Annotated in this window: 20 protein-coding genes and 1 pseudogene; 10 read left to right on the top strand and 11 right to left on the bottom strand. The window is 54.5% G+C overall.

The features are described 5' to 3' along the window. Positions 1-13: 13 nt before the first annotated feature. The 10 genes and pseudogenes from EAH77_RS23490 to tssB all read right to left on the bottom strand — a co-directional run bounded on the left by EAH77_RS23490 (position 14) and on the right by tssB (position 14,640). Complete coding sequence (locus tag EAH77_RS23490; protein WP_140475638.1) at positions 14-487, bottom strand: hypothetical protein; 474 nt, start codon at positions 485-487, stop codon at positions 14-16. Then, positions 484-3,150, bottom strand: a complete 2,667-nt coding sequence (locus EAH77_RS23485; RefSeq protein ID WP_241673527.1) for a glycoside hydrolase family 19 protein — start codon at positions 3,148-3,150, stop codon at positions 484-486. Before EAH77_RS23485 ends, EAH77_RS23490 begins: the two co-directional genes overlap by 4 nt. Before the next feature lie 15 nt (positions 3,151-3,165). Further along, entirely contained in the window at positions 3,166-5,523 is a 2,358-nt protein-coding gene (locus EAH77_RS23480; RefSeq protein ID WP_140475636.1) for a type VI secretion system Vgr family protein, read from the bottom strand. Further along, positions 5,520-8,177, bottom strand: a complete 2,658-nt coding sequence (gene tssH, locus EAH77_RS23475) for a type VI secretion system ATPase TssH (protein WP_140475634.1) — start codon at positions 8,175-8,177, stop codon at positions 5,520-5,522. The genes EAH77_RS23480 and tssH overlap by 4 nt, the downstream gene beginning before the upstream one ends. 171 nt (positions 8,178-8,348) lie before the next feature. Next, the gene (locus EAH77_RS23470; RefSeq protein WP_140475632.1) at positions 8,349-8,840 is read right to left on the bottom strand and encodes an Hcp family type VI secretion system effector; all 492 of its coding nucleotides are present in this window, start codon (positions 8,838-8,840) and stop codon (positions 8,349-8,351) included. A gap of 3 nt (positions 8,841-8,843) precedes the next feature. Then, complete coding sequence (locus EAH77_RS23465; RefSeq protein WP_140475630.1) at positions 8,844-10,523, bottom strand: OmpA family protein; 1,680 nt, start codon at positions 10,521-10,523, stop codon at positions 8,844-8,846. Further along, the gene (gene tssL / locus EAH77_RS23460) at positions 10,523-11,212 is read right to left on the bottom strand and encodes a type VI secretion system protein TssL, short form (RefSeq protein WP_140475628.1); all 690 of its coding nucleotides are present in this window, start codon (positions 11,210-11,212) and stop codon (positions 10,523-10,525) included. Before tssL ends, EAH77_RS23465 begins: the two co-directional genes overlap by 1 nt. Further along, a pseudogene (tssK, locus tag EAH77_RS23455) lies at positions 11,209-12,547 on the bottom strand (type VI secretion system baseplate subunit TssK). Before tssK ends, tssL begins: the two are co-directional and overlap by 4 nt. 13 nt (positions 12,548-12,560) lie before the next feature. Next, positions 12,561-14,108: a type VI secretion system contractile sheath large subunit gene (gene tssC, locus EAH77_RS23450; protein ID WP_140475626.1), complete on the bottom strand. Its 1,548-nt coding sequence runs from the start codon at positions 14,106-14,108 to the stop codon at positions 12,561-12,563. Positions 14,109-14,142: 34 nt separating this feature from the next. Then, positions 14,143-14,640, bottom strand: a complete 498-nt coding sequence (gene tssB, locus EAH77_RS23445) for a type VI secretion system contractile sheath small subunit (protein ID WP_140475624.1) — start codon at positions 14,638-14,640, stop codon at positions 14,143-14,145. On the opposite strand from tssB, the gene EAH77_RS25195 reads away from it, so the two are divergent. From EAH77_RS25195 to EAH77_RS23425, 5 genes are all read left to right on the top strand, one after another. After that, positions 14,639-14,827: a hypothetical protein gene (locus tag EAH77_RS25195; RefSeq protein WP_161985849.1), complete on the top strand. Its 189-nt coding sequence runs from the start codon at positions 14,639-14,641 to the stop codon at positions 14,825-14,827. The genes tssB and EAH77_RS25195 overlap by 2 nt on opposite strands. A 273-nt stretch (positions 14,828-15,100) precedes the next feature. Further along, on the top strand, positions 15,101-15,298 hold the full coding sequence (locus EAH77_RS25410; RefSeq protein ID WP_206664901.1) for a hypothetical protein: 198 nt from the start codon (positions 15,101-15,103) through the stop codon (positions 15,296-15,298). 219 nt (positions 15,299-15,517) lie between these two features. Further along, positions 15,518-17,344: a beta-glucoside-specific PTS transporter subunit IIABC gene (locus EAH77_RS23435; RefSeq protein WP_140475622.1), complete on the top strand. Its 1,827-nt coding sequence runs from the start codon at positions 15,518-15,520 to the stop codon at positions 17,342-17,344. Then, entirely contained in the window at positions 17,344-18,807 is a 1,464-nt protein-coding gene (locus EAH77_RS23430; protein ID WP_140475620.1) for a glycoside hydrolase family 1 protein, read from the top strand. The genes EAH77_RS23435 and EAH77_RS23430 overlap by 1 nt, the downstream gene beginning before the upstream one ends. A 27-nt stretch (positions 18,808-18,834) precedes the next feature. Further along, positions 18,835-19,671, top strand: coding sequence for a PRD domain-containing protein (locus EAH77_RS23425; RefSeq protein ID WP_140475618.1), 837 nt, complete (start codon positions 18,835-18,837; stop codon positions 19,669-19,671). A gap of 24 nt (positions 19,672-19,695) precedes the next feature. On the opposite strand, the gene EAH77_RS23420 is transcribed toward EAH77_RS23425, so the two are convergent. Beyond that, the gene (locus EAH77_RS23420) at positions 19,696-20,361 is read right to left on the bottom strand and encodes a GntR family transcriptional regulator (RefSeq protein WP_140475616.1); all 666 of its coding nucleotides are present in this window, start codon (positions 20,359-20,361) and stop codon (positions 19,696-19,698) included. Between the two features lie 186 nt (positions 20,362-20,547). Here EAH77_RS23420 and EAH77_RS23415 point away from each other — a divergent pair, with 186 nt between their 5' ends. Genes EAH77_RS23415 through EAH77_RS23395 form a run of 5 tightly spaced genes read left to right on the top strand, consistent with a single transcriptional unit; the run spans position 20,548 to position 26,239 of the window. Next, positions 20,548-22,041, top strand: a complete 1,494-nt coding sequence (locus tag EAH77_RS23415; RefSeq protein ID WP_140475614.1) for an ABC transporter substrate-binding protein — start codon at positions 20,548-20,550, stop codon at positions 22,039-22,041. Further along, positions 22,038-22,883 carry an ABC transporter permease gene (locus EAH77_RS23410; RefSeq protein WP_140475612.1) on the top strand — a complete coding sequence of 282 codons (846 nt, stop codon included), beginning with the start codon at positions 22,038-22,040 and terminating at the stop codon, positions 22,881-22,883. Before EAH77_RS23415 ends, EAH77_RS23410 begins: the two co-directional genes overlap by 4 nt. Before the next feature lies 1 nt (position 22,884). Next, positions 22,885-23,799: an ABC transporter permease gene (locus tag EAH77_RS23405; RefSeq protein ID WP_140475610.1), complete on the top strand. Its 915-nt coding sequence runs from the start codon at positions 22,885-22,887 to the stop codon at positions 23,797-23,799. Continuing rightward, on the top strand, positions 23,796-25,223 hold the full coding sequence (locus tag EAH77_RS23400; protein WP_140475608.1) for a M20 family metallopeptidase: 1,428 nt from the start codon (positions 23,796-23,798) through the stop codon (positions 25,221-25,223). Before EAH77_RS23405 ends, EAH77_RS23400 begins: the two co-directional genes overlap by 4 nt. 17 nt (positions 25,224-25,240) lie before the next feature. Beyond that, positions 25,241-26,239, top strand: coding sequence for a 1-aminocyclopropane-1-carboxylate deaminase/D-cysteine desulfhydrase (locus EAH77_RS23395; protein WP_140475606.1), 999 nt, complete (start codon positions 25,241-25,243; stop codon positions 26,237-26,239). Position 26,240 lies beyond the last annotated feature (1 nt).

The following is a 26,240-nucleotide window of genomic DNA, read 5'->3' as shown; positions in this document are numbered from 1 at the left end:
TTCTAACCACCTCCTACGGAAATATAAATTCATTACCTTTCACTGAGTTATATGGGATATTCTCTATATATTTACTGACGATATTATCACTCCTATATGAGTTAGATGAGCACTCAGTTGTTTGTATTATTTTGTTATCTTTTTTTATATCAAATGACATTGAATACTCTTCACTTTCCGCACCATTTATAATACTTAGTATGTAACCAAACTGCCCCTTTGAAAAACCTAAGTAAGTAACCCCCATATTCTCATCCGTTAACCGCTTAAGTTTTCTTTCAATATTAAACAAAACATTTAACTCTATCTTTCCCGCTCGTTTAAAATAATAGTTAATCTCTTGATTTTTTTTATTTAAACAAAACGAAACATTCCTCGATGCCTCACCTACCAATGAGCAGGAAATAATTTCTGTATCATCCTGCTCACATGCCAATACGTTTATCGAAAAAAACATGCCAATCAGCAATAAAGAATATATCTTCATAGGAATACCTCTTCACATAAATTATAGGCTTGTTGACGCTCGGTTAATCCCATACTTCCACCATTTACTCTTTTTGTTACGGCTACTACATCACTGTACCCATTGCCAAGATCATATGCATATACTGTATAATGTAGCCAAAACCATATGGCGCTACGAATAGCATAAGGCATTTCATTGATTTTCTCTGGGGAGTTTACTACGTCAGGTGGAGTATCTGACCAGTAGATGTTGTATTCAGTATAAAACCCATGATATTTCTCATATCCTGTAACTTGAATCAACCCCCTGCCTCTAAAATTATATCCATCGTCAAGATTAGTTTGTCTGTTCCCATTTAATCTTAAATAATGTTTTCTTCCTATTGCTTGTTCATCTGCTCTCCGAATTATTCTGCCTGCCGCACTTTTTTCATACCCGTCCTGTTCTGCTTCCGAGGAGTGCTGACGGTAATATAGACTAAAAGATCTCAGTGTGTCGGGTGAAAACTGGAAGCCTTCTGTTTTTCCTTTCATTTGCGGCCCAACCTCACCTTTAATCTGAGAGAAAAAATGCCTCAGCCTGGTAGGTGTATCGAGTTTATACGTTACTAGTTTTCCTCTTAACTCGCTAACGACAGTATTTAGGTCATCATCTAAGGCCTGCGGGAAAATCTTTTGCAGTTGCTCATATGTAACACCATCATTTTTAATATTAATCGCCTCCAAAAACACCACCGGATGCATATGCCACGGCTCTGGCCCCATGTCCAGAACCTTCTTCATCCACGCCATTTTGTCGATAAAGGTTTCGGTATAGATTTTCCACAGTGGTGCATCATTGGTCAGCGTATCGAGATAGGTTTTCCACAGAGGGTCGTCCTTGCCGTAATACCACTCGCTGCCATGTTTGACGATAATCCGGTACAACGCGTCGCGATAAGATTCGTTGTGGATCGCCTGAAGATACTCTTCTTCTGAATAGTGCCCATCCTGGTTACGGTCAATCCGGTCCAGCAGACGTTTATAGTTATATTCATTTAACGCATGGCTGGTGCGGGTTTCATCCTGCGCCGCTTTATACATCTGCTCCAGAATGCCCTTCACCACGTTATCAGGGTGCTTTATGCCGTCTATCAGGTCAAAACTCTTTGGCGCTTTGTCCAGCGTCACAAAACCCAGTTCACCCAACGCATATTGCGATACTTTCTGAATATTGGCAGCGGCCAGCCAGCCGCCTTCCGGGTGGATTTGATAATGCGTCACCTCTTCGCCCGCTTTTATCACCGGCACCCCGGACAGCGTGAGTATTCCCGCCGCACGCGTTTTGCAGTCCGTCTCCGCCATCACCCCCTCCGCGCTCTTCGCACACAGCACCGCGCCCTCGGGGTATTTCAGAAAGGCAGGGGAGTCCTCACCGACGTGCTCCGGATTGGTCAGGAACGTCGACAGCTTGTTGTCCATGCTCAGGCACTCGATATGTACCTGGTAACGAGAGCGTTTACCGTTCTCTTCCGGCAACTGATAAAAACCCATATGACCGATACTGTCGCCGGCACTGATGCCAATAGGTGTTACCAGTTTAACCACATCACCAAACACAGGCTGTGTGCCAGACGCCGTCGGTGAAGAGGTCAGACTGTCACCGTCTGATACCACCCAGACGCGGTCACCTTTTTTCAGCTTGCCCACGTCACGACCGAGCGTACACAGGCTAAAAGTATGCGCGGCATCGGTTGCTCGTTCACCCGGCCGGATGACCTGCTGCGCAGCATGACCCGGCTCATACGTTAACGGGAAACCCGCCGTCAATTTACCTGCCGCTTTCCTTTGCAGTACGTCCTCGCGGCTCAGGTAAAATGACCAGTCGGTACGGGCGGTACAATTCACTACGCCTGCATGCTGGGTACCGTAAGCCGGTGTGCACTTCGCCCACCAGGGCGGAACAGGCACCGGCGATGCGGCCTTCAGCGAACCCTGGTCGGACACCGTCCAGATTTTAGTACCCGCAGCTAAAGTCGCACCCGCTGCATTTTTCGTCTCTGCGGTAAGGGTGATCTCTGTGAACTGACGGCGGTCACTGGTACGGGTGATGATATTGTCACTCAGCGTCACGCGCGTATCTTTTTCCAGCGAACCTTTAGCAGAGCTGGCCTGCGTGTCGTCCGCGCTCGCGTAGTAACGCTGAGAGCCCGCCGTTTTGCGGTTAAGTTCACCGCCCTGTTGACTGTACGCAGCAAAAGGCGCGAGGTTCATATACAGGGTGTAAAACGTCAGCTCGCTGTTCTCTGTATCCCCCGGCTGAATGTAGTGTTTCACCAATACAAATGAGCTGGATAGCTGCAGCTTTTCATCCCGCCACTCAATAGCTTCACTTTCGTAATCTTTGCACACCCGAAACGCCACAATCTCACCGTCCGCCATGCAGCGAATAAACTGCTCGCCCTTGTATGGCACACCGTTGTAATAGGCTTTCTCCGCCTCGCTGTCGGTACTCAATGCACACCAGGGAATGGTAGTATCCGTGATATGAATACCGCCGTGCCACATCCCCTGGCTGCCGACCAGATACTGCCCAGAACTTTCTCCACCCAGCGTCGACAACAGGTCTAGTGCAGAGGAAAATGCCTGGCCGTTTTTGTTCGACGGTACGGGGTAACTGAATTTTGGTAGTTTTGCTGGCATAAATAAGCGTCCCTGTTATTCGCAAGCCCATTTGGCTGAGTTCTTAGTGGTCACTTGCAATTCGGTCATTTTAAAGTCCGGCGTTTCCAGCGGCACACTATCGCCAGCACCAGGCACCATGTAATTCGCCGTCTTCATAATAAAGTCACCCGAAGAACCATGTTCAATCCCGTTCTGACTCAGCTTCAGGTACGACCCGCCGCCATTCAGCGTCAGCGTTTTCGGCGTGGTGATAATGATTTCATCCTCGCTGCTGGTGACCGTTATCTGCTGTTTGGCGAAAAGTGCCAGGGTGTTGTGCTGAGCCTGAATCTCCACGTCTCCTTGATTAGCGACCAGCTTCGCGCCCTCTTTGTGCGCGAATAGCCCCAGCGCTTTTTCAACCATAACTGACAGGTTTTTCATTGCGCCAATATCAATATGCTGACCGGCGTTAATCATGGTGTTGCGGGTGCTGGTGATCTGAAGATGCTCACCCGAGGTGAGCGCCACGCCCTGCGGCGCGCTGGCCAGCAGCACGGCGGACTGAAGATTTTTAAGTCGGTCTGTCGCCAGACTCATCTGGGTGTTGATATCTGAGACCAGTGCACCCGCAGCTTCTGCCGCGCTATTGAGCGCCTGCATCTGGCTATTGGCCTGGTTAATTTGGTTAATCGCAGGCGCCATCTCCAGCACCGGTCCCTGCGCCTTCGGCTGTTCATCCGCCGTCAGAAACAGACCTTTGGCAGCACGCACTGCGCCAAATTCGTCAGTGCGTAATTCAAATCCCGCACCGCGTTGTTCACGCTGCGCGTTGACCAGATGCCCCATGTTGAGCTGGCTCTTGCCGTATTCCGTGGCGAGCTTGATATGCTCTTCCTGACGCTTATCCTCCATGCGCAGCTTGTTGTTCGACGGCGTGCGCCAGATATTGCGCGTGTGGTTATCGTTGGTGACGTGATCGGGATGTTCGGAATCATGCTGGGCATAGGCGATATACGGGCGATCCGGGTCACCGCTGTCAAACACCACGGAGACTTCGGTGCCGTCGAGCAGCGGCGCATGCCAGCCGTAGGTATCTCCGGCATACGGCTTTGCCATCCGCAGCCACAGATAGGCATAACCTTGTTCGGTGCTGTTGCGGTCGAAGTCCAGTTTTACGCGGTAGCGCCCCTGCTCGTCCAGCCAGGCGTAAGTATCGCCTTTTTGGGCGCTTTCCACCCGGGCAGGCAGGGAGCCAGATATTACCGGACGACTCCTCAGTGCCGGGCGGTAGCAGACGGTTTCACTGTACGGAATGCCTTCAAACGTCAGCGTGAAGCTGTCTTTACGTGAACCGCTGCTGCTTATCGTGGTGATAACAATGCCGTCTTTTATCGCATCAGGCAGGCTGGTGTCGGTTTCCAATACCTGCCCGGGGACCAGCAACGGACTGGAGGAATGACCGCTGACGGTATACTGAGCATTCAGCATGCGTTCATGGCGCAGACGGGCATAATACGCGCCGGTTTCTGTGCTTTCAGTATCACCTTCCGACAGGAACGGCTCGGCGTAGTGATAGGTTTCCCCCGTGGTGATACCTTCTTTGCTGCTGATGCTCTGGGTACTGTCCTGCGGTGTCAGGGCGTCACGGTAGTTGTAATCACGGGTGGAAACATTGCCGCTCACGACGTTATACGCGGTGTGAATATCCCAGATACTTTCCTGACCCAGGTCACTCATCCCGGCGGGGTTGCGTAGCGGCAGGGTGACGCCAAACTGATACTGCTGCTGGGTATCCTGAAAAATCACCACATCCTGTTCAAGACGGCTGTCCATCTCAAAGCGCCAGAAAATACCCACCTCAGCCAGCAGTCGCTGGACAAACTCAAGGTCGGTTTCCCGCCACTGGGTGATAAGCTCGCGGGCCGGGTATTCCCGCGACAGGCGGAACTCAAAGTCAGGACCTTCCAGACCGTGCTTGCGCAGTACCTGCTCGACCACCTCGGTAACGGACTGGTTGAGGTAAATCTCACTGTTTTTCGTGTGCGCTAACAGGGCAATACGCGGCACCAGCGTCAGCGCATACTGGGTTTCATCTTTCGAAGTGGAGACACGATGAAACGCATTCACCACACCAAAAACGGTACGCACCGGCACGGCTGGCGCACCGGTAAACATCGGCGTCTGGTAGGTAAACGAGGCGGGTTTTAGCAGCAATACGTCGCAGGCAATGTCTGGATTGGTACACGTCAGTACCACCTCATAGCGCCAGGGCTCACTTAGAGACTCAACGGCGCTGTAACTCAGCACATCCAAAAAGTCAGCACAGTCATGCACGTCCATCCGGTAGCGTGACTGGCCCAGCAGCTGTTTCACCAGGCTGGCGGCGTTGTTTATCATAGAGTTGCTCATTGCTGCACGCCTTCAGCCAGCTCATCAAATGCCAGTACGATGCCTTCCTCTTCATCCCACGAAAGCTGAAGGGTGGAAGGCTTTTGTTTTGCCGCTATGTGACCTAATAAATGCTGGCTCAGCACCGGCAAAATCTGTTGATTTAGCAGGCTGTCGATGTTGCGCGCGCCGGTGTCTGGCAGCAGGCAGGCGGCGACCAGGGTGTCATAGAGACTCTCCCCAAAGGTGCACTGCAAACCGTAATGTTTATTCAGGCGTTTGGCGACCTGGGCCAGTTTCATCTCGACGATGGTGCGCAGAGCGGTTGAATCGAGCGGGCGGTAAATCAGCGTCTGGAAACGGGCCAAAAGTGCAGGCTGGAAGTGATCGCGCAGGATTGGGCGCAACAGCTCGTGTAAATCGGCATTGGTTGCTGCGGGTTGTTCATCCAGCAGTTGCATCAGGTGGTCACTGCCCAGATTGGCCGTCATCAGGATCACGGTATTACGGAAGTCAATTTCGCGACCTTCGCCATCGCGCATAAAGCCACGGTCGAACACCTGATAGAACAGGTTGATGACATCTTTATGGGCTTTCTCCACTTCATCGAGCAGCACCACGCTGTAGGGACGCTTACGCACGGCTTCGGTCAAAATACCGCCCTGACCGTAACCGACATAGCCTGGAGGCGAACCTTTGAGCTGGGAAACGGTGTGCGCTTCCTGATACTCCGACATATTGATGGTGATAAGCGACTTCTCGCCGCCAAACAGGCAATCGGCCAGCGACAGCGCGGTCTCGGTTTTACCCACACCGCTTGGGCCGACCAGCAGGAACACGCCCAGCGGGCCGTTCTCGGAAGTGAGTCCGGTTTTGGCTGCACGCAGTCGCTGGGCCATGTCGATAAGTGCGTGACCTTGCCCGACGACGCGCTGACCCAGATGGCTTTCCAACTGCAACAGGTCAGTCTGTTCGTCTTTCAGCAGGCTGGTCAGCGGGACACCAGTCCAGTCGGCAATCACGGTAGCCACGGTGCGCACGTCCACATCGAGGCTCAGCAACGGCGCGCTCCCCTGCAAATCGCTCAACTGTTGCTGCAGCTCGGCAATCTCTTCCTGACGACTGACGCCCTGACGCACTTCCAGCAGTTGCTGAGTCAGTTTTTTTTCAGCGTGGTACTGAGTTTCAAGTTGCGCAAACTGGTCGCCAAGCGCATTTGTCTGTTGCTCAATCTGTGTCAGGCGGTCGCCGTGGGTATGGCTTCCCAGTGCGATGTCTTCCAGCAGGGCCTGCTGCTCCATGCCCAGCGCAGTGATTTGCGCTTTCAGGCGGGTCAGGTCTTCCGGCAGGGTATCGAGGCTCATGCGCACACGGGCGGAGGCAGTATCAAGCAGGTCAACGGCTTTGTCCGGCAACTGGCGACCTGTAATGTAGCGGCGCGACAGGCTGACGGCGGCTTTGACCGCTTCATCTGTAATGTGCACACCGTGGTGCTGAGCGTAGCGGGATTTCAGGCCGCGCAGCATCAGACAGGCCATGTCGTCATCCGGTTCATCGACTTTTACCATTTGGAAGCGACGCTCCAGTGCGGCGTCCCGTTCAAAGTACTGCTTATATTCGCTCCACGTGGTGGCCGCAATCGTGCGCAGCTCGCCACGTGCCAGTGCAGGTTTAAGCAGATTGGCTGCATCCGCCCCACCGGCCTGATTACCCGCACCAATGATGGTGTGCGCTTCGTCGATAAACAGTAAAACTGGCGTTGGTGACTGCTGCACCGCGTCAATGACGTTTTTCAGGCGCTGTTCGAATTCACCTTTCACGCCTGCTCCCGCCTGGAGTAGCCCCAAATCCAGCGTGCGCAGGCTGACGGTTTTCAGGCTGTCAGGCACGTTGCCCTCGCTAATGCGTAACGCGAGGCCTTCGACTAATGCCGTTTTCCCGACACCCGGTTCACCAACTAAAATGGGGTTGTTTTTACGGCGGCGGGAAAGGATATCCACCATCTGGCGGATCTCAGTGTCGCGACCAAACACCGGGTCAATCTGCCCGGCTCTGGCTTTAGCGGTCACGTCCAGCGTGAACTTATCCAGCGCGGCCTGAAGCGCATCGCTTAAATGATGGCCAGAAATGCTGGCATCCTGTGCCGTTTCTTCACCGAGTGTGGAAGGCATTTGACTCAAGCTTTCCTGCTGTTGCAGTTCAGGGCGCTCATCGGACTGCGCATCCAGCAACGGTTTCAGGCGGCTGATTTGTGCCTCACTGAGGCTAAACAGCGGCCACAGGCCTTCGCAACGCAGCAGGCCCGGCTTGGCAATCAGCGCTTCCAGCAGGTTTACACTGCGGATAGCCTGGTTATCCTCTTCTAATGATGCTGAAAACCAGGCGGCTTTCATTAGCGCCTGCACATCGTCAGAGAGCTGTGGGCGGGTATGTACCGAGCGCGGTAAAGCATCAAGATGTGACAGTAAACTCTGCCACAGGGTGTCCATGTCCCAGTCGTAACGGCGGGCCAGCACGGTGATGTCGCCCTCGCCCAGCTCCAGCAACTTGAGCAACCAGTGCTCGACCGTAATGTATGCGTGAGCTCGCGTCTGACACAAGGTGGCGGCGGCTTCCAGCGCTTTCGCACAGTACGGGTTTAGGCGACGAAGTAAGACGGCTGACTGATGTTCCATGCTGCATCCTTTTTTGGGTACGCTACCGCCCTTAGCCTTTCCTTTGCAGGAACCCAGGCCCATAAGGTCGATGTCCGAATTGTTTGGTGTTTACAAAACTGCCGGTATATCGGGCTAAGCAGTTTTGGAAACAACAAAAACAGCAGGCGGCGAACCGTCTGCTGTGAGGTATTACGCGGTAGTACGTTCGTTCCAGGAATCGGAATGAATGATGTTGCCGTCTTTGTAGGTCCAGGTGATTTTTTCGTAACGCAGCTCAATTTCTTCGAGATGGTTGTGCTTCTCTTTAGAAGCGTCTTTGATGTCGTGCATTTTCGGCGCGACTTTCACCAATTTCACGTTCTCAAGCTTGGTGTTGAAATACTCCACTTCCTGGCCAGCATCGTTGATGCGATACCATTTAAACTCGGCAGATTTCAGGGTCTGGCCGGTGGTCACTGCCTTGTACAAATACGGGCTGGATGAGTCGATTTCTTTGGTAAACAGGAACGGGGTGTGGATACGGGTACCCGTCAGCTTGCCGGTGTTGTTATCAGTGGGGATATAGACGTTGTGATCCTGAGCCACGACTTCGATACTGCCTTCGCGATCTTTCACGTCAACGGCACCTTTAATGTCCGCGCCGCCGTCGTCTTTCAGCCATAAATAAACAGGAATTGCCATGTGTTAGTTCTCCATTTCTTGAGTAGATGCGTCACTTTCATCTGGTGACGTTGTGGTAGTGTCTGGCAGACGACAGGCATCAGCCTGCGGTACCAGACTGATCTCGACACGCCGATTTTGTGCACGTCCATCAGGCGTATCGTTTGATTCTATCGGACGGCTGTCGCCGTACCCTTGCACCGCAAAGCAGCTTTCCGGTACGTCCCCCGTATCGCGCATCCACTGACGAACCGCTTCCGCTCGTTGTAAAGACAACGTCTGGTTGAGCTGCCGACTTCCGGTATTGTCCGTATGACCGCTAACCACTATCAGCCAGCCCGGTTTGGCTTTGATGCCCACCAGCGCATTGACCAGCACTTTGGTCGAGCCGTCTTTGAGCGCTGCTTTACCGGAATCAAACAGAGACATGCTGTCGAGACGCACAATTTTCGGTACCGGCTTAGGTTGTGGAGCCGGAGGAGGAACATAGGTGTCAATGGCCTGTTGCAACGCCAGCCACAGACGTTGCCCCGGGTAATAGCCCAGGCTGTAACGCATCGGCTCCCCCTGTCGCTGCCAACGCTCAAGCAGGAGAGCATCCTGCTTCAGTGCAGCAAGTGACTGTGCTTTTGGCGCGTAGTGGTCCATCGGAATAGCCGACCAGCGCTGTAAATCTGCACCCACCTGACGGATCAGATCACGGTTGTTAAGCACAGAAAAGCCCAGCGCAGCCAGCGCACACACCCACATCAGCAGAACAACGCGACGGGTACGTTGGCCCCCCTGTATCGGCGAAGCAAAAGGTGCCAGTAACGGCAGGACGGCGTCAGGAAAACGGTTGCCCGGGGCTGGGTGCCCTGCTATCTGAGGAACTTGCAAACAGGTGCGGCGATAAAGCCAATTCGCCCATACCGACTGTTGCACCGGATTGGCGGCTCCGAGGCGCAACGTGACGGCAAAGGGGCGGACAGCAGGGAGTAATCTGTCCGTTTTCTCCAGCTCATCGAGCAGTGTCTCGCGGATAAATGAAAATGCCTGACTGAGCACTGGCAGCGTTGCCAGGTTTTCATCCCTCTGCTGCCAGTCAATGAATGCCAGCAGCGATTCATTGGTCGGACACACCACGGGCTTGTCACCGCGAATAATCACCCACGGCGTTTCAGGACCGGAGAATTCACCGTTCACTACCACCGGTAGCCTAAAACCGGTGAGGGTACTCAACTGATTAACCTGCTGGCGGAGGGTTTTCAGTGCTGAGCGCAGGACGGATTCATCCTGATGCCTGTCTGGCTGACAGACGTACATCACCGAAAGCTGACCGGTCTGTCGGGGGAACTGAGTCTGAATGCTGCGGACAACATCGGTTAACCGATCAACACCACCGGTTCGCAACCACCAGCCCTGTGCCGTTTTACGCAGGGGCTGGCCCTGAAATATCTCATCCAGCCCGTCGCCGCAGACCAGTACCACAGGTCCCTGGGTATTCAGTAATGGCAGATCAACGGCTGAAACAGCACCGTCCGTTTGTGTGTCCCGGCGTCGGCAGTTTTTCCAGACAAGTCCGCCCGCCAGGATGATTATCAGCAGCGTAGTAAGACCTTTGAATACACTCCCTACGGGGATGAAATACCAGAGCAACCACAGCAACGTGGTAGTCCCTGCAAGGGTGTGTAAGACAACCGGGATGATGACGGATTTACGCATTAGCGTGGCAACTCCGGTATTTGCGAGGACAGCAGCGCCTGAAGCCACAGATGCCCTCCCCACCAGACGGCACCGGTAAGAATGACGGCCAGCACCACCCAGAACCAGACCGAACGCATCAGGCTGTAACGATGTTTACCCGTCCGGTGGACAACCAGAGACAGGCCCGCATCAGGCGGTGAAACACGTTCAGACAGCGCCCTGATCACTTCATCACGCTGTGTCTGACTCACCTCTTTCTGGCTGTACAACCCCTGGAAACCCAGTGCAATGACACGGTGATAGCAGGTCAATACCGCATTAACCGGTGCAGGCTGGCGAAGTACTTCTGCAATTCGGTCCCACAGCGCCTCACCGGCATGCAGGGAGCCAAAAAAGCGCGCCTGAAGCGGCGCTTTACGCCAGGCTAATTGCCCCTCATCAATCTGGGTGGCTTCACCCTCTTCTGGTTTCTCAGGCTTGCGGCTCATCACGGCCTCATCCAGCAGGGCACACTGGGCATAGGAGATATGCTCAATGCTGGCCTGATCGTACCCGGCGTGTTCCAGCGCCTCACGAACGCTGTCGACCTGCTTAACACATTTGTCGTAAAGCGCCGTTCCATCCAGCGTTGTCGCCCCCTTTTTCAGCAGGGTGACGATAAGCCAGGTTTCTGCCATTAACTGGTCGATATCGAGGTCTTGTTTCATGAGCGCAACACCGCAAAGAGTTCAAGCTCCAGCGCGCCCAGTAACGACGGCACGTAGAACATACAGACCCCCTGATCCTGCATCTCACGGGCAGCAGTGCTTTCCATGTCGAGTGCGAAGTACTGGTTTTCCATCCGTACCGGTAAGGCGGCCGGTACCCGGCTGACAGGAATAAGCGGGATACCCTTGAGAGCTGCGCTGTAGATCTCATTCACATCATCCGGCGAACCTGCCTGACAAAGTGCCGGGAATTTATCGGCTATCTGCCAGGCCGGAATATCCGAACGCACGGAGAGATACAGGTCGGCTTCTTCGCGCAGACGGACATCGTGCAAAGAGGCTTTCCAGGTCTGCTCGTCCGGACGCGACATCTCAAGGGCGATAACCCGCGACGGCAGACTCGCTTCCAGCAAACCGGTGATCAGCTCAAACAGCGGCGGGAAAGCATTGGCCGGTTCAGCATGGTCATAGCCGGGAATAGCATCCAGATCGTGGTCCAGAGAAAACGTCAGCATGCTGCCCGCCAGACGTGCCAGCTCTGCCCAAACTTGCTCAGGATGACGAGCCGGAAATCGTTCATATTCCGTCAGCACCCGCGCATGGGAGTTAAGGGCATTCAACAGCCAGAACAGAGAGACGTCCGCGACAGCAAAATCTGCCAGGCGTTCGTTACTTTCACGACGCATCGACATCAGGCGCTGACGACGGGAGCGAAGCTGGCGATTGAGCAGAACCAGGCGTTCACGCAGCGCCGAATAAAGCCACAGGAGGAATAAACGCCGGGTCCTGACGCCATCCGCCCTGCCCGTCCCGAATGAGACGTGCCACAGGACAGGTTTTCCATGACTCGTTACTTTCATGAGCAAACCGGATGGAAAAATTGAAGCGCGCAACGGCCATCGACTCGTCTTCAGATCCGAAAGTATCCGCAACCGTGACCCACTCTTCGCGGTAACGCAGCGGCCTGTCTGACATCACCGTATCCTGCTGGACGTTGGTCATGCCTGACTGCATCAGCGGCAGTGCAATCACGACGGTGACTGCATCAAGACCCGCCAACTGAGCAGCATCGAGCTCGCGCGGGACAGGCGGTAAATCACTGCTTTGCGTATCGATAAGGGAGCCGTCTTCCAGCCAGAGACGCAGCTGTGAGATTTGAATAAGTCCCGACGCCAGTAAGTGATCATCAAACGCTACCTTTTCGACTCCCCACGGGAAAGGAGACGCCAGAGCCGACACGCCTGCGCTGCGAAAAGATTCCCACTCCGACTGCTGCTGGAATTGCTGAGGGGACAGCAAGGCCCCCTCGTTCCACAGTGGACGATAAATTTTCATCCCTGCTACCGCCTTATGCTTTGGCCTTTGGCATCTGAGAAACCAGCGAAAGGTTGACGTCCATCCCTTCAACCTGGAAGTGCGGTACCGCATACAGTTTCACGCGGAAGAAGCCCGGGTTATCTTCGATGTCTTCTACGGTAACTTTTGCATCGCGCAGCGGATGAGAAGCCTGAAGTGAATCACCCGGATCGGTCATTTCGGTCACCAGCGTGCGCACCCAGGTGTTCAGCTCCAACTCCAGCAGACGGCGATCTTTAGTCGTGCCAATGTTTTCACGCTGAATAAGCTTCAGGTAGTGCGCAATACGCGACAGCAGGAAGATGTAGGGCAGACGGGAATTAATACGGCTGTTAGCCGTCGCATCAGCAGTGTCATACAGCGTAGGTTTTTGCGCGGAGTTGGCCGAGAAGAAGCAGGCGTAGTCGCGGTTTTTGTAGTACGACAGCGGGATAAAACCGAGGTTAGCAAATTCAAACTCGCGGGTTTCCGGGATCATCACCTCAGACGGGATTTTTACCTGATTACCGGTACCCAGATCGTACAGATGGATAGGCAAGTCTTGCACTGCACCACCGGCCTGCGGGCCACGGATTTGTACGCACCAGCCGTTGTTGATGAAGCTTTTCACCATATTGGCCGCAAAGGCAAACGAGGCGTTGGTCCACAGGTATTTATCGTGATCCGGGCCTTTCACCTCTTCCACATAGTTGAAGCTGCGCACCGGCACGGTGTCTGGACCATACGGCAGACGACCCAGCACGCGTGGCATCACCAGACCGATATAGCGGGAGTCATCCGTTTCGCGGAAGGATTTCCATTTGATGTATTCGGCGCGGTCAAAATAGTTGCCGATATCTTTAATCGCCGCGACCTCTTCCATTTTGTCTTTGAGGAAGAATTTCGGGCCCGCCGAACCGATAAACGGCATATGCGCGGCGGCAGAGACTTTGGAGATATTACGCAGCAGCGCCACGTCCTGAGCAGACGCATCAAACTCGTAAGAAGAAATCAGCGCAGCAATTGGCTCGCCGCCCGGGCTGTCGTACTCAGCCGTATACGTGTGCCGGTATAATCCGCTTTGAATAATTTCCGGCGCATCTTCAAAATCCTGGCGCAAATCGTCTTTCGACAGGTCAAGCAACTCGATTTTGATGTTCTGACGAAAATCAGTTTTATCTACCAGTGATTTCACCCCGCGCCACAGGGATTCTACGGACTGGAATGCCTCATGGTGCATGACCGCATCCAGCTGGCGGCTAATGTTAAAATCCAGTTCAGCGATATGGTGGTCAATCAGGTTCTTATCCAGTTTTTCAACCTTCGAGCCCGCTTTACTCAAACACTCCAAAAACACCTGCATACCGGCGGTCAGACGCTCATCGGCAGTGGCATCAGACATTGCCTGATTATCCTGCCAGATATCCAGTGCACTCAGCGTTGACACTGGGCTCAGGTTGATTTTTTCAAACAGGGAAGCGTACACGCTGCCCGCTTCCGGGCGCTCAAGTACGATGCTTTCACCGCCAGCGGCATTTTCATTTTTCACAGACATCAGCATTTTCTCTTCGTTAATCCGTTAAACATCACGACAGTTAGGCTTGCTTCGGTGCCAGGGAAGACAGCTCACTGCGCAGTTCAGCGCTGAGAGTTGGGTCAAGCAGGATTTTTTCCAGTTCTTTGCGAAAGGTCGCGTTGTCCAGCAGGTTGGCCTTCAGGTCGCGCAGCAGATTGCGCATGGCAAGCATGGCCTTCAACTGAGGGATTTGACGGGCTACCTGCTCCGGCTCAAAGTCTTTCATCTGAGCAAAGGAGAGGCTGACGTTTTCTTCGCTGCCGTCACCGGCCAGCGTGTTCTCAACGGAAAGATTGACGGAGGGAGAGAATTCGGACAGCACGCTGTCGAAGTTGTTTTTGTTGACGTTGACTTTCTCACGCTCAGATACCGGACGTTGCTCGGCACCGTTGCTGTAATCCCCCACCACCATCAGCTTGAGGGGTAACTCGACTTTCTTCTGAGCACCACCGGTATGCACACTCAGTTGAATGTTAACGCGGGCCTTGGGGATCTCGGACTGATAGGAGTTAGACATGGCTATCCCTGTTCTATGGATTAATAGAAGTGGTCAATGCCAGCGAGAAATGAATAAGAAAGGCTTACCCTGCCAAAAAATCTTCCAATTTACGTCATCCGACGTAAAGAAAACCGGGGCCAAAAGCGAGTACATTCCATTTACTGGCGAGCATGACACGGTATTTTTAAGCCTTAATCTGAAATAGAAAATTTCGGATAAGTACCTATTGAAGGGAGTGTAAAAATATTGATTGGGTTATGGGAAATTAAATTGTGTAACGTAATTTTGCAAAAATAGGATTTAACAAAAATGTATCATCTTTTTGATTTATAAGAATTTTATTATAAAGGCCCTGTGAGCCTTATAGGATAAGGACTTATGATAATCGGTGAATTTGACTTAGGGGATAAATTCGTTCAAAACGCAACCGATGACGAGAAAAGTCCGATTATTTAGATTTTACCAAAATCAGAAACTCGTGGCCGAGCAAAGTGAAAATGAGCAGGGAGAATATGCAGTTTTCAATTTCGATACCTGCATGCTAAGGGGATCAGATTGGAAAAATCGCCAGATGTTGCTGGGAATTGTCGCCGACCGCGCAACCGAAGGTGACTGGCTGGTGAACTTGAAGAAAGTTCGTCGCAGCCGCGAAAGCTTTGTTACTGAAATCAAATAATCCGCATGACCTGAAATGACCACCGGCATTTTTTGTCTGTGAACTCACATTTACCGTACCTTTTCAGCTGTTTTGTTTGACTTCCTGCGGCGTTTAAACAGAAATGGCCACACAGGCGTGTTACTACATGCGTAGGCAAGACCTGAAGCCCCATCCTCTTCTTTGAAGGCGATGGGGCTTCAGGTCTTTTTTTTTGTTTCGGCTCAGGGGATGCGTGCAATGGATCATCTACAGACGGCTCAGGAAATTGTGGCACGAGCCGGTGGTGCAGAGAATATTGAACATGTAGAACACTGTTCAACCCGTCTGCGTCTCAGCCTTTATGACAATGCAAAAGCGGATCAGGCCGGTCTGGAAAACATCGCTGGTGTGCTGGGCGTCAGGATAAACGTTCAGTGTCAGGTGGTGATCGGCGCCGAAGTGATTCAGGTTTATGACGCGGTGAAACGGATCGTCAGCGGTGCCAGTGCCCCGGCTCAGACCAAACAGAATAAAACCGGTCCCGTGGCGATTATCGTCGATTTCATCATCAGCGTCTTTCAGCCTCTGGTGCCTGCGATTGCGGGGGGCGGCGTCTTAAAGTCGCTGTTATTGCTCCTCGATACGTTGGGATGGCTAAGCCGCAGCAGCTCAACCTGGAAAGTGCTGGATAATATTGGTTCCGCGCCGATTTACTTCCTGCCAATACTAGTGGCAATCACCACCGCCACAAAACTGAAGGCGAATATTCTGGTGGCGGTCTCCGCCGTTTCGGTGATGGTTCTGCCCAATATGGCGAAACATCTGGCCGAGGGGGCGGAATTTCTCTCTCTGGATCTGAAAAACGTGCCTTATGCCTCACAGGTATTTCCGGCCATTTTGTGCGTGCTGTTTTATGCACAAACGGAGAAGCTCTTCAATCGTTTCACCCCTGCCTCGGTGCGCGTGTTCCTCTCGCCTATGCTCTCGCTGCTGATCACGGTTCCGCTGACCCTGCTGATCCTCGGCCCGTTGGGGTATGAACTGGGTGCAGGACTGGCAAAAGTGATCCTGTGGCTGTACGGCCATTTAGGTTTCCTCGCCACGGCGCTGCTGGCGGCCGCTCTGCCCTTTATGGTGGCGGCCGGCATGCACAAACCCATGCTGCCTTATGCGATTTCTTCGATGAGCCAATTCGGTCGCGAATTTATCTACCTGCCCGCCTCGCTGGCGCACAATATCGCTGAATCAGGCACCTGTTTCGCCATCGCTTTGAAAAGCAAAAATAAAGTGATCAAATCCACCGCATTTTCCGCCGGGATCTCTGCCTTATTTGGCATTACCGAGCCGGCGATTTATGGCGTGACGTTGCTGCACAAACAGGCCCTTTACAGTGTGCTGGCGGGCAGCTTCGTGGGAGGCGCTTTTGTCGGCTGGATGGGAATACAGGCCTTTGCGCTGGTCGGGCCGGGACTGGCCACCATCTCAATGTTTGTTTCACCGGATAACAGCATGAACATTGTGTATGCCCTCTGCGGTGTCGTCATCGCTTTTGGTGTCTCTTTCTTCTCCGCGCTGATGCTCTGGAAGGAGAAAAGCGCCCCGCTGCCCGCTCAAAAAGCTGTCAGCGCACTGGATCTGATCCAGCCGGTCAGGGGAAACATCATTCCCCTTGAGCAGGTCAACGATGACGTCTTTTCCAAACGCATCATGGGTGACGGCATCGCCATCATTCCTCAGTCAGGGACCCTCATTGCGCCAGCCAGTGGCGTGATCGTCAACGTTTTCGAAACCGGCCACGCTGTCAGCATGCTGACCGACAGCGGAATTGAACTGATTTTCCATATCGGCATCGACACAATCAAACGCAATGGCCAGGGATTTTCCGCCCAAGTCACCCCCGGACAACGCGTGCTGGTCGGTGACACGCTGGTGGAATTTGATTTGGAAGACATCACCCGCGCCGGATTCGATCCCGTGGTCATCATGGTGATCACCAACAGCGAGCGGTTCTCCCGCCAACCCGAATCTGCTGCCTCACCGGGCAGCCCTTATCCCATTATCATGACCTTAAAGGAGTCCGTGTAATGAGCCAGAACCTAACCTTTCCAAAAGACTTTTTATGGGGTGGCGCTATCGCCGCCAATCAGGCGGAAGGCGCATGGAATATCGACGGCAAAGGCCCTTCCGTCGCGGATGCCATCACCCGAAAACCCAATGTCTCGCTAAAAGACTACGATGCGCACATGGCGCTGACCGATGAAAACATCACTGATGCCATCGAGGGCAGAAATGACGCGCTGTATCCAAAACGGCGCGGGATCGATTTCTACCATCGTTATAAAGAGGATCTGGCGCTGTTTGCGGAAATGGGCTGCAAAGTGCTGCGGGTGTCGATTGCCTGGTCACGAATTTTCCCGACCGGCGAAGACCGCGAACCGAATGAAGCCGGGCTGGCGTTTTACCACGATCTCTTCACCGAAATGCGCAGGCTGAATATTGAACCGCTGGTTACGCTCTCGCATTACGAAATGCCGCTGATCCTCAGTGAAAAGTACAATGGCTGGGTTCACCGTAACGTAGTGGATGCTTTTGTGCGTTTTTGCAAAGTCTGTTTCGAACGTTATAAAGATCAGGTGGTGTACTGGCTGACCTTCAATGAAATTGACAGCATCCGCAGACACCCTTTTACCACCGCCGGGATCAGAGAAGAGGAAAGCGCCGCAGGCCAGGCCGAACAGGATATCTATCAGGGATTGCACCACCAGTTTGTTGCCTCGGCGCTGGTCACGCGTGACTGCCACGCCCTGATCCCAGGCAGCCAGGTTGGATGCATGTTGACTAAACTCACCACCTATCCGCGAACCTGTAAGCCCGAAGACGTGGAAGCCACGCTGAAAAAAAATCTGGAAAATATGTTCTATGCCGATGTGCAGGTCTTTGGCGCATACCCGCCGCTGATCACCCGCGACCTGGCACGGCGCGGTATCCATATTGAAATGCAGCCCGGCGATGCGCAGATCTTACGCGCTCACACCGTCGATTTCGTCTCCTTCAGTTATTACATGTCCCTGACGGAATCCACACAGCCGGATGCCGAGCGGATCCCCGGCAACACGATCCTTGGCGTAAAAAACCCCTACCTGCCCGCGTCAGACTGGGGCTGGCAAATCGATCCGGTGGGGTTAAAAATCTCCCTGCTAGAGCTTTATGACCGCTACCAGAAACCGCTGTTTATCGTGGAATGCGGCCTCGGTGCGAAAGACGTCGTGGTGGAAGGCAAAATCCATGACGATTACCGTATCGACTATTTCCGTGCGCATTTTGAACAGGTGCGCAGCGCCATCAACGAAGGGGTGGACGTCATGGGCTTTACCACCTGGGGCTCTATCGACATTATCAGCGCAGGGACATCGCAAATGTCCAAGCGTTATGGTTTTATCTATGTCGATCAGGATGATGAAGGTGCAGGCTCGCTGGCCCGTTTGCGAAAAGATTCATTTTACTGGTACAAAAAAGTCATCGCCACCCATGGCGCAGATATGGCGTAAACGTGAAATTGGCCGCAGGAAAATACCGTGATCACAGTGAAGAAATCGCTCAATAACAGCATGCTCCTGGTCGAACATGAACAACAGGAAATGGTGCTGTTTGGCAAAGGGCTGGGTTTTAACGCCCAGCCGGGCATGCAGATTGATATTGCGCACGTCGAAAAGGTGTTTATTCCGATACAGGATCTAAAATCGCGACATTTTTTATCACTGACGACCACCATTCCTGCGGCTTTTTTTGATGTGACCCACGACATCATCCGGCTGGCACAGCCTGCCTATGACAAAAAACTCAATCCGGTGCTGTTTTTCACCCTCACTGAGCACCTCTTTTTTGCGGTGGAGCGCTGCCAGAAAAACGAGTATTTCGTCAATAAACTGAGCTGGGAGATTAAGCGGTACTATCAGAAGGAGTACGACATCGGTCAGCAGGCCATTGCGCTGGTCGATTCACGTTTTGGTGTATCTCTGCCTGCGGATGAGGCGGTGAACATTGCTTTTCATTTAATCAACGCGTCAGGCGATACCGACACCACCACCGCCCATCAACAGGTGGAACTGGTCAACCGGATCGCCGAGATTGTCCGCTACAAACTCAATAAATCCATCGATACCCACTCGGTGAACTATATGCGTTTCATCACCCATCTGCGCTATTTTGCCGAGCGGATATTAACCGGGAAAATCACCGCCAGCGACACCGAAGATTTCTATCAGGAACTGCTGCGTCATCGCCCTGCCGCGATGGCCGTTTCGTGGGCTATCCGCGATTATGTACAGGAAAAATATCACATTTCTTTACCAAAAGATGAGCTCACCTGGCTCAGCCTGCATATCAGTCGTCTGGAGGACGGCACGGGGTAATGGGGGCTGGCTCCCATGCAAGACTTACTCCTGCGAAAAATAGTGTTCCCCCAGAATCGCCGCGCCGTCATCAATGGCTTTATGAATCAGCTTCACGCACCGTTTGCTGTCGCCCGCTTCCAGCGCCAGCAGCAGCTGATCGTAGTTGTGCTTCCCTTTAGCCATGTGCGAAGACTGCGGATAAAGATAGTTAAAGCACGGGCCGATTTGCACCCACAGTTGCTCGATAAGCGCCGTCAGCGTCGGCATAGCCGCCATCTCATACAGCGTAAAGCGGAACTCACGGTTCGCCTGTAAGGCCTCTTCGACGTCGTTCTCCACTTTTGCCGCCATGAATTTCGCATTCAGCGAGGTGAGTAACATGAGTTGCTCCGGCGTGACGTGCAAAGACGCTTGTGACACCGCCAAACCTTCGAGATTTTTGCGGATCAGCGTGATTTCCTGATAACGCGCCAGCGGAATTTTTGGCACCAAAAATGCCTGAGCGGGGGTGGCGTCCAGCGCACCGGCAGACACCAACCGCAGCAACGCTTCGCGCACCGGCGTCACGCTGGTACCCAACTGATCGGCGATATCTTTGGTGACCAGACGCGCGCCCGGCTTGAGGACGCCGACAATTAACGCCCCTTTCAGTTTGGCTTCGACCTGCATGGTCAGGCTGACACGCTGCGCTTTTTCCATCTCAAACATGTGACATTTCCTTTAGCAAAATTATGGCTTTTCTTTTGCGGTTTAAACTGTAGCTTGCCAAAAATACATTATATAGGATATATCATGTATTAAGAAATTGAGCATTAATTGAACGTTTAAAAACGCCCTGATTAAACTTTAATTCCGTCAATGCTTCTGGCGGCTTCACTTTGGGAATGACCGTAAATGAGAATACCTGCCTTTAAACTGGCTTCACTGGCTCTGCTCATCAGCCTGACCACCCCGGTGGCTTTCGCCTCTGAACTGGTGATCGCGCAAACCACGTCTGCCACGGCGATGGATCCCGGGTTCCTGAAAGAATCCGCCACGTTGGTGGATAATCTTTTTGATACGCTGGTGCTGCGCGATGCCAATATGCAGTTGCAGCCGGGGCTGGCGACGAGCTGGAAATCACTCGACGATACCACCTGGGAGTTTACCCTGCGTGAAGGCGTGAAGTTCAGTGACGGCGAACCGGTGAATGCGCAGGCAGTAAAATTCTCCATCGATCGCATACTCGATCCGGCCAACCACGCGCCAACCATCTCTTATATCCGCACTATCAAGTCAGTGGAAATCACCGGTGAGTATCAGGTGAAAATTCACACCAGCGGCCCTGACCCGTTGCTGCCAACCCGCATGAGCCGCTATCCGACCTATATTGTGCCACCGGCATATGTCACCAAAGTGGGCGCGGCGGAATTTGCCCGTAAACCGGTGGGTTCCGGTGCCTACAGGCTGGAAACCTTTATCCCGGATGAAAAAGTGGTGATGCAGGCCAATCCCGATTACTGGCGTGGCAAACCTGCGATCGACACAGTCACCTGGCGGCCGATTCCTGAAGCGACCGGCCGAATCACCGCTCTGCTGACCGGCGAAGTACAACTGGTCGATGGCGTTCCGGCCGATCTGGTGCCCGCGCTGAAGAATAAACCCGGCGTACATCTGGAACAGGTCAAAAATGGCGGCCTGACGATTTATCTCGGGCTGAAGAACGATCAGAAACCGCTGAATGATGTCCGCGTTCGTCAGGCGCTGTCTCTGGCTCTCAACCGCACGGCGTATACCCGCGATTTGCTGCACGGTTTCGGTACACCCACCGGCACGATGGCCGGACCGAAAGACTTTGGTTATGACGCGATCCCGGCTCCGGCACAGGACATCGCCAAAGCGAAGTCCCTGCTGGCGGAAGCGGGTTATCCGCAAGGATTCACCCTGCGCTTCCAGGCGCCGCGCCGTTATATCGCCAGCGCCGACGTCGCCCAGGCGATTGTGCAGGATCTGGCTGCCATTGGCGTAAAAGCCGAACTGGAAGTGCCGGAATGGTCGGTCTATACCCAGCAGGTGGCCTCGCAGAAACAGGCGCCGATGTACATGCTGGCGTGGGGCTCCACCCAGACGCTGGATGCCGATGCCGCGCTGTATCCGATCCTGCATTCTGGAGAACCCTATTCGACGGTGAATTCACCGGAACTGGATGCGTTGCTCAACAGCAGCCGCACCACGGTGGATCCGGCCAAACGTGAGAAGATTTTGCAGCAGATCCAGCAGTGGGTTGCTCAGCAGCAACCGCTGATCCCGTTGTATAAAGAAGACTCACTTTACGCCAGTGCCGACGATGTGACCTTCACCGGCCGCGCAGACTCCCGTATTCCGCTGTTTGATCTGAGGCTTAAATGATTTCACTGCGCTCAGCTTTGCAGCGAAAACCCCGTCGCCGGTTTTATGGCGACGGCATTCTCGGCGGGCTGTTGCTGTTACTCGTCATCATCCCGGCGCTCCTTGCGCCGTGGTTACCGCTACCGGATCCGTTAACCAACGATCTGGCGGCGGCGTTTTCTGCGCCCGGCGCTCACCATCTGCTGGGCACTGACCAACTGGGCCGCGATTTACTCTCACGCATTCTCTCCGGCACCCGGCTTTCGCTGATGATCGTGCTGCTGGCTGCGGCCATTGCCGCAGTGACCGGCTCGCTGCTGGGCATGATTGCCGGATATGCCGGTGGCTGGCTGGACGCGCTGATCATGCGCCTGATGGATATTCAGCTCGCCGTGCCCTTTATCCTGCTGATCTTACTGGTGATGGCGCTGTTTGGTGCCTCGCTCACCAATATCATTCTCATCATGGGCGTGACCAGCTGGGCGATATACGCCCGCGTTGCCCGTGCCAAAACGCTGGAAATCCGCGAACTGGAATACATCGAATCAGTGAAAGCCATGGGGTTCTCCGCACCACGCATTTTACTGCGCCATGTGTTCCCTAACCTGCTGACGCCGCTGATTGTCCTGCTGACGCTGGACATTCCGCGCCTGATCGTGCTGGAAGCGTCGATTGGTTTTCTCGGAATGGGTATTCAGCCGCCGACGCCGACGCTGGGCAATCTGATCGGCGAAGGCCGCTCTTACATGCTGCTCGCTCAGTGGCTGGTGCTGTATCCAGGGCTGGTGATTGCCGCGCTGGTGGTGAGCTGCAACCTGCTCGGCGACAGTCTGCTGCGTAAAACCCACACGAGGCTCGACTGATATGCTGCGTTATATCCTGCAACGCCTCGCCCAGTCCGTGCTGGTGATGTTTGGCGTTTCTCTGCTGATTTTCTACAGTCTGCATCTGACCGGCGATCCCGCGGCAGTGATGATGCCGCCCGGTTCGAGTCAACAGGAAATTGAGCATTTCCGTCACAGCATGGGCTTTGATCGTTCGCTGACCTGGCAATACTGGCACTACCTGACTGGCGTGTTGCAGGGCAATCTTGGCGATTCGCTGCGTTACAGCCAGCCGGTCACCGAGCTGATTGGTCAGCGGGTGCCGGCCACCCTGCTATTAGCCGTCACCGCTCTGCTGTGGAGTACCGCCGCCGGGCTGCTGCTCGGGATCGTCAGTGCCTTATATCAGAACAGCGTGTGGGATTTGCTTTGCCGATTGCTGGCATTCAGTGGTCAGGCGGTGCCGGTCTTTTGGCTCGGGCTGCTGCTGATCATCGTTTTCAGCCTGAACCTGCGCTGGCTACCGTCCAGCGGTTATGGCAGTGCCAGCCAACTGGTGATGCCTGCCATCAGCCTCGGTGCGTATTACATGAGTGCTATTGCGCGGCTGATCCGCGCCAGCCTGATTGACGTCATGCAGCAAGATTACATCCGCACCGCCCGTGCCAAAGGCCTGAGCCGCTGGCGTATCGTCGTGCGTCACGGGTTGCGTAATGCGCTGATCCCGGTGGTCACCGTGCAGGGCATGTATTTCGCTTCGCTGCTCGGTGGCGCGCTGGTCACTGAGATCATCTTTGCCTGGCCAGGAATTGGCCGCCTCGCCGTGCAGGCGATCCAGAACCGCGATTTCCCGCTGGTTCAGGCCATTGTGCTGCTCGCGGCGCTGGTCTTTGTGGCCATCAATCTGATTATCGACCTGCTGTATGTGGTACTGAACCCGAGGATCCGCCTGTGACGCTTTCCATCCCGCCATTGCTGCAACCTACGCTTGATCTGCTGTCCGCCATCACGCCGTTCGCCAGCGTGTCCGGCCAGCCTGAACAACAGCGCGCGCTGGCGCAGTGGCTGGAAGACTGGATCGGCCGCGAGCTGCACGGCATGCCGGTCTTGGCGGTCAGCCAGCAAACGGCGCAGAACGCGCCGCCGCTGGTGCACATGCGCATCGACCGGCAGGCACAGAAAACGCTGGTGCTCTACAACATGTATGACGTGATGCCTGCCGCCCCGGCGGGCTGGGAATTCCCGCCGTTTAGCGGTGGCATTTCCGACTGGCCGGGCGTCGGTCCGGTCTTTGTGGCGCGCGGCGCGGAGAACAACAAAGGGCCGCTGGCTGGGATGCTAATGGCGGTCAAAACCCTGTGCGATGCGGGTGAACTCGACGTCAATCTGGAGATCATTCTCGAGGGTGAAGAAGAAGTGGGCAGCGGCCAGTTACGCCGATATCTGGCACAGGATCCCTGCCCGGTGTCACCTGCTGCGGCGGTGTTTTTCCCGTCGCTGTGCGAATACGGCGGTGGAAAACCACGGGTGTACCTCGGTTTCAGCGGCCTGAGCGGTGGCCGTCTGCGGGTTCGCGGCGGGGCCTGGGGTGGCCCGCACGCGGCTATCCACGCCAGTAACTCGAACTGGATTGCCAATCCCCTCTGGCGGCTGATTGCCGCTCTTTATGCTATCGCGCCAGCACACGACAGCGGCGTACTCGCCCGCCAGCGGGTAGATGAAGAGGCCAACACCCTGCTGCGCACGCTGGCGGAACAGTTCAGTATTAAAGATGAGCTGCGTTTTCGCCACAGCGAACGGCTGAACGTCAGCGGCGATACGCTGGCCTGCCTGCAACAGTTAATCAATGGTGCGGTGCTGAACATTTCGGAGATCCGCAGCGACCCGCTGGAGGCTCGCGGCGTCATTCCGCACAGCGCCAGCGCGGAATTTGCGTTGCGCGTCCCGCCCGGCATCGACGGCGAACAGTTGCTGGCCGGTATCCGCCAGACACTGGCCCGGCCTGAGTTCGCCGGCGTGGAACTGGAACTCGACGACAGCTACCCCGGACACCGTTTCCCCTTTGGCAGCGCCGGAGTCAATGCCCTGCTCGCCAGCTATCAGGCGCAGGACGCCGTGCCACAGATCTGGCCATGGGCGCCCGGCTGTGCACCGGCTTATACCTTTGCCCGCGTGGCCCCGGCATTTCTGCTCGGCGGGCTCGGGCACGGCGGCAATGCGCACGGCGTGAACGAATTCGTCACCCTGCGCGGGCTGCAACGTTTCCAGCAATCGGTCACCGACTGGATCCGTTTTTTTCATCATGAACCCTCATTTTCTGCGCCGGTGGAGGAATCCGCCGGTGCTTTGCGGCAACACCCGGGAAAGTCGTCAATATAATTAGCAGGTTATTTATTATGAAACAGTCAGATGATTTTGAAAGAGTGTCACTGGGGTTTTTCCCCACGCCCCTCGAGCGTCTTGACGCGCTGGGGACGTCGCTGGGCATCACGCTGGATATCAAACGTGATGATTACACCGGTTTCGGTGGTGGCGGTAACAAAGTCCGTAAGCTGGAATACCTGATGGCCGACGCCTGCAATAAGCAGGTCAAGGTGGTGATTACCACCGGCGGCCACCAGTCTAACCATGCGCGGATGGTGGCGGCGGCGGCACGTAAATTCGGCATGAAACCCGTGCTGGTGCTGCGCGGCAATCAACCTGAAACCTATCAGGGCAATCTCCTGCTCGACAAGCTGTTTGGCGCCGAGCTGGAATTTCTCGATCCCGATGGCTACTTCACTCAGATTGAGGGGGCAATGAACGCCCACGCTGAGGCGGCGCAGGCACGGGGTGAAAAGGCGCTGATCATTCCGCTGGGCGGTGCTACCCCGCTCGGCGCGCTGGGGTATGTCCGCGCGATTGAGGAAATGGATATCCAGCTCAGGGAGCGTCATCAGCCGCCGCCTGACGTTATCGTCGCCCCTACCGGCTCCGGCGGCACGCTCGCCGGGCTGTACGTCGGCGCGCGTCAGTACTGGCCAGAGACCAGAATTGTCGGGATCAGCGTCAGTGCCAAAGCGGCATGGTTTCAGGAACGGATTTCCGCAATGGCGCAGGATTGTGCCGACCTGCTCGAATGGCCGCAACGCTGGCAACCGGAGGATATCTGGATCGAGGACAGCTTTGTCGGCACCGCTTATGGCGTGCCTTCAGAGGGCGGCATCGACGCCATTTACCGTGTCGCGCAGGCAGAAGGGGTGCTGTTGGATCCGGTGTATACCGGCAAAGCCATGCACGGCCTGATAAGCCTGACTGAACAGGGCAAAATCAGCGCCGGTTCGCGGGTGATTTTCGTCCACTGCGGGGGTTCTCCGGCGCTGTATCCTTTCGCTAAGACATTACTGGAGCATTAAC

The organism is Ewingella americana (assembly GCF_006438725.1).
GTDB lineage: Bacteria > Pseudomonadota > Gammaproteobacteria > Enterobacterales > Enterobacteriaceae > Ewingella > Ewingella americana_A.
The sequence above is the reverse complement of the archived record's forward strand: the minus strand, read 5'-3'. Positions and strand labels throughout refer to the sequence as shown.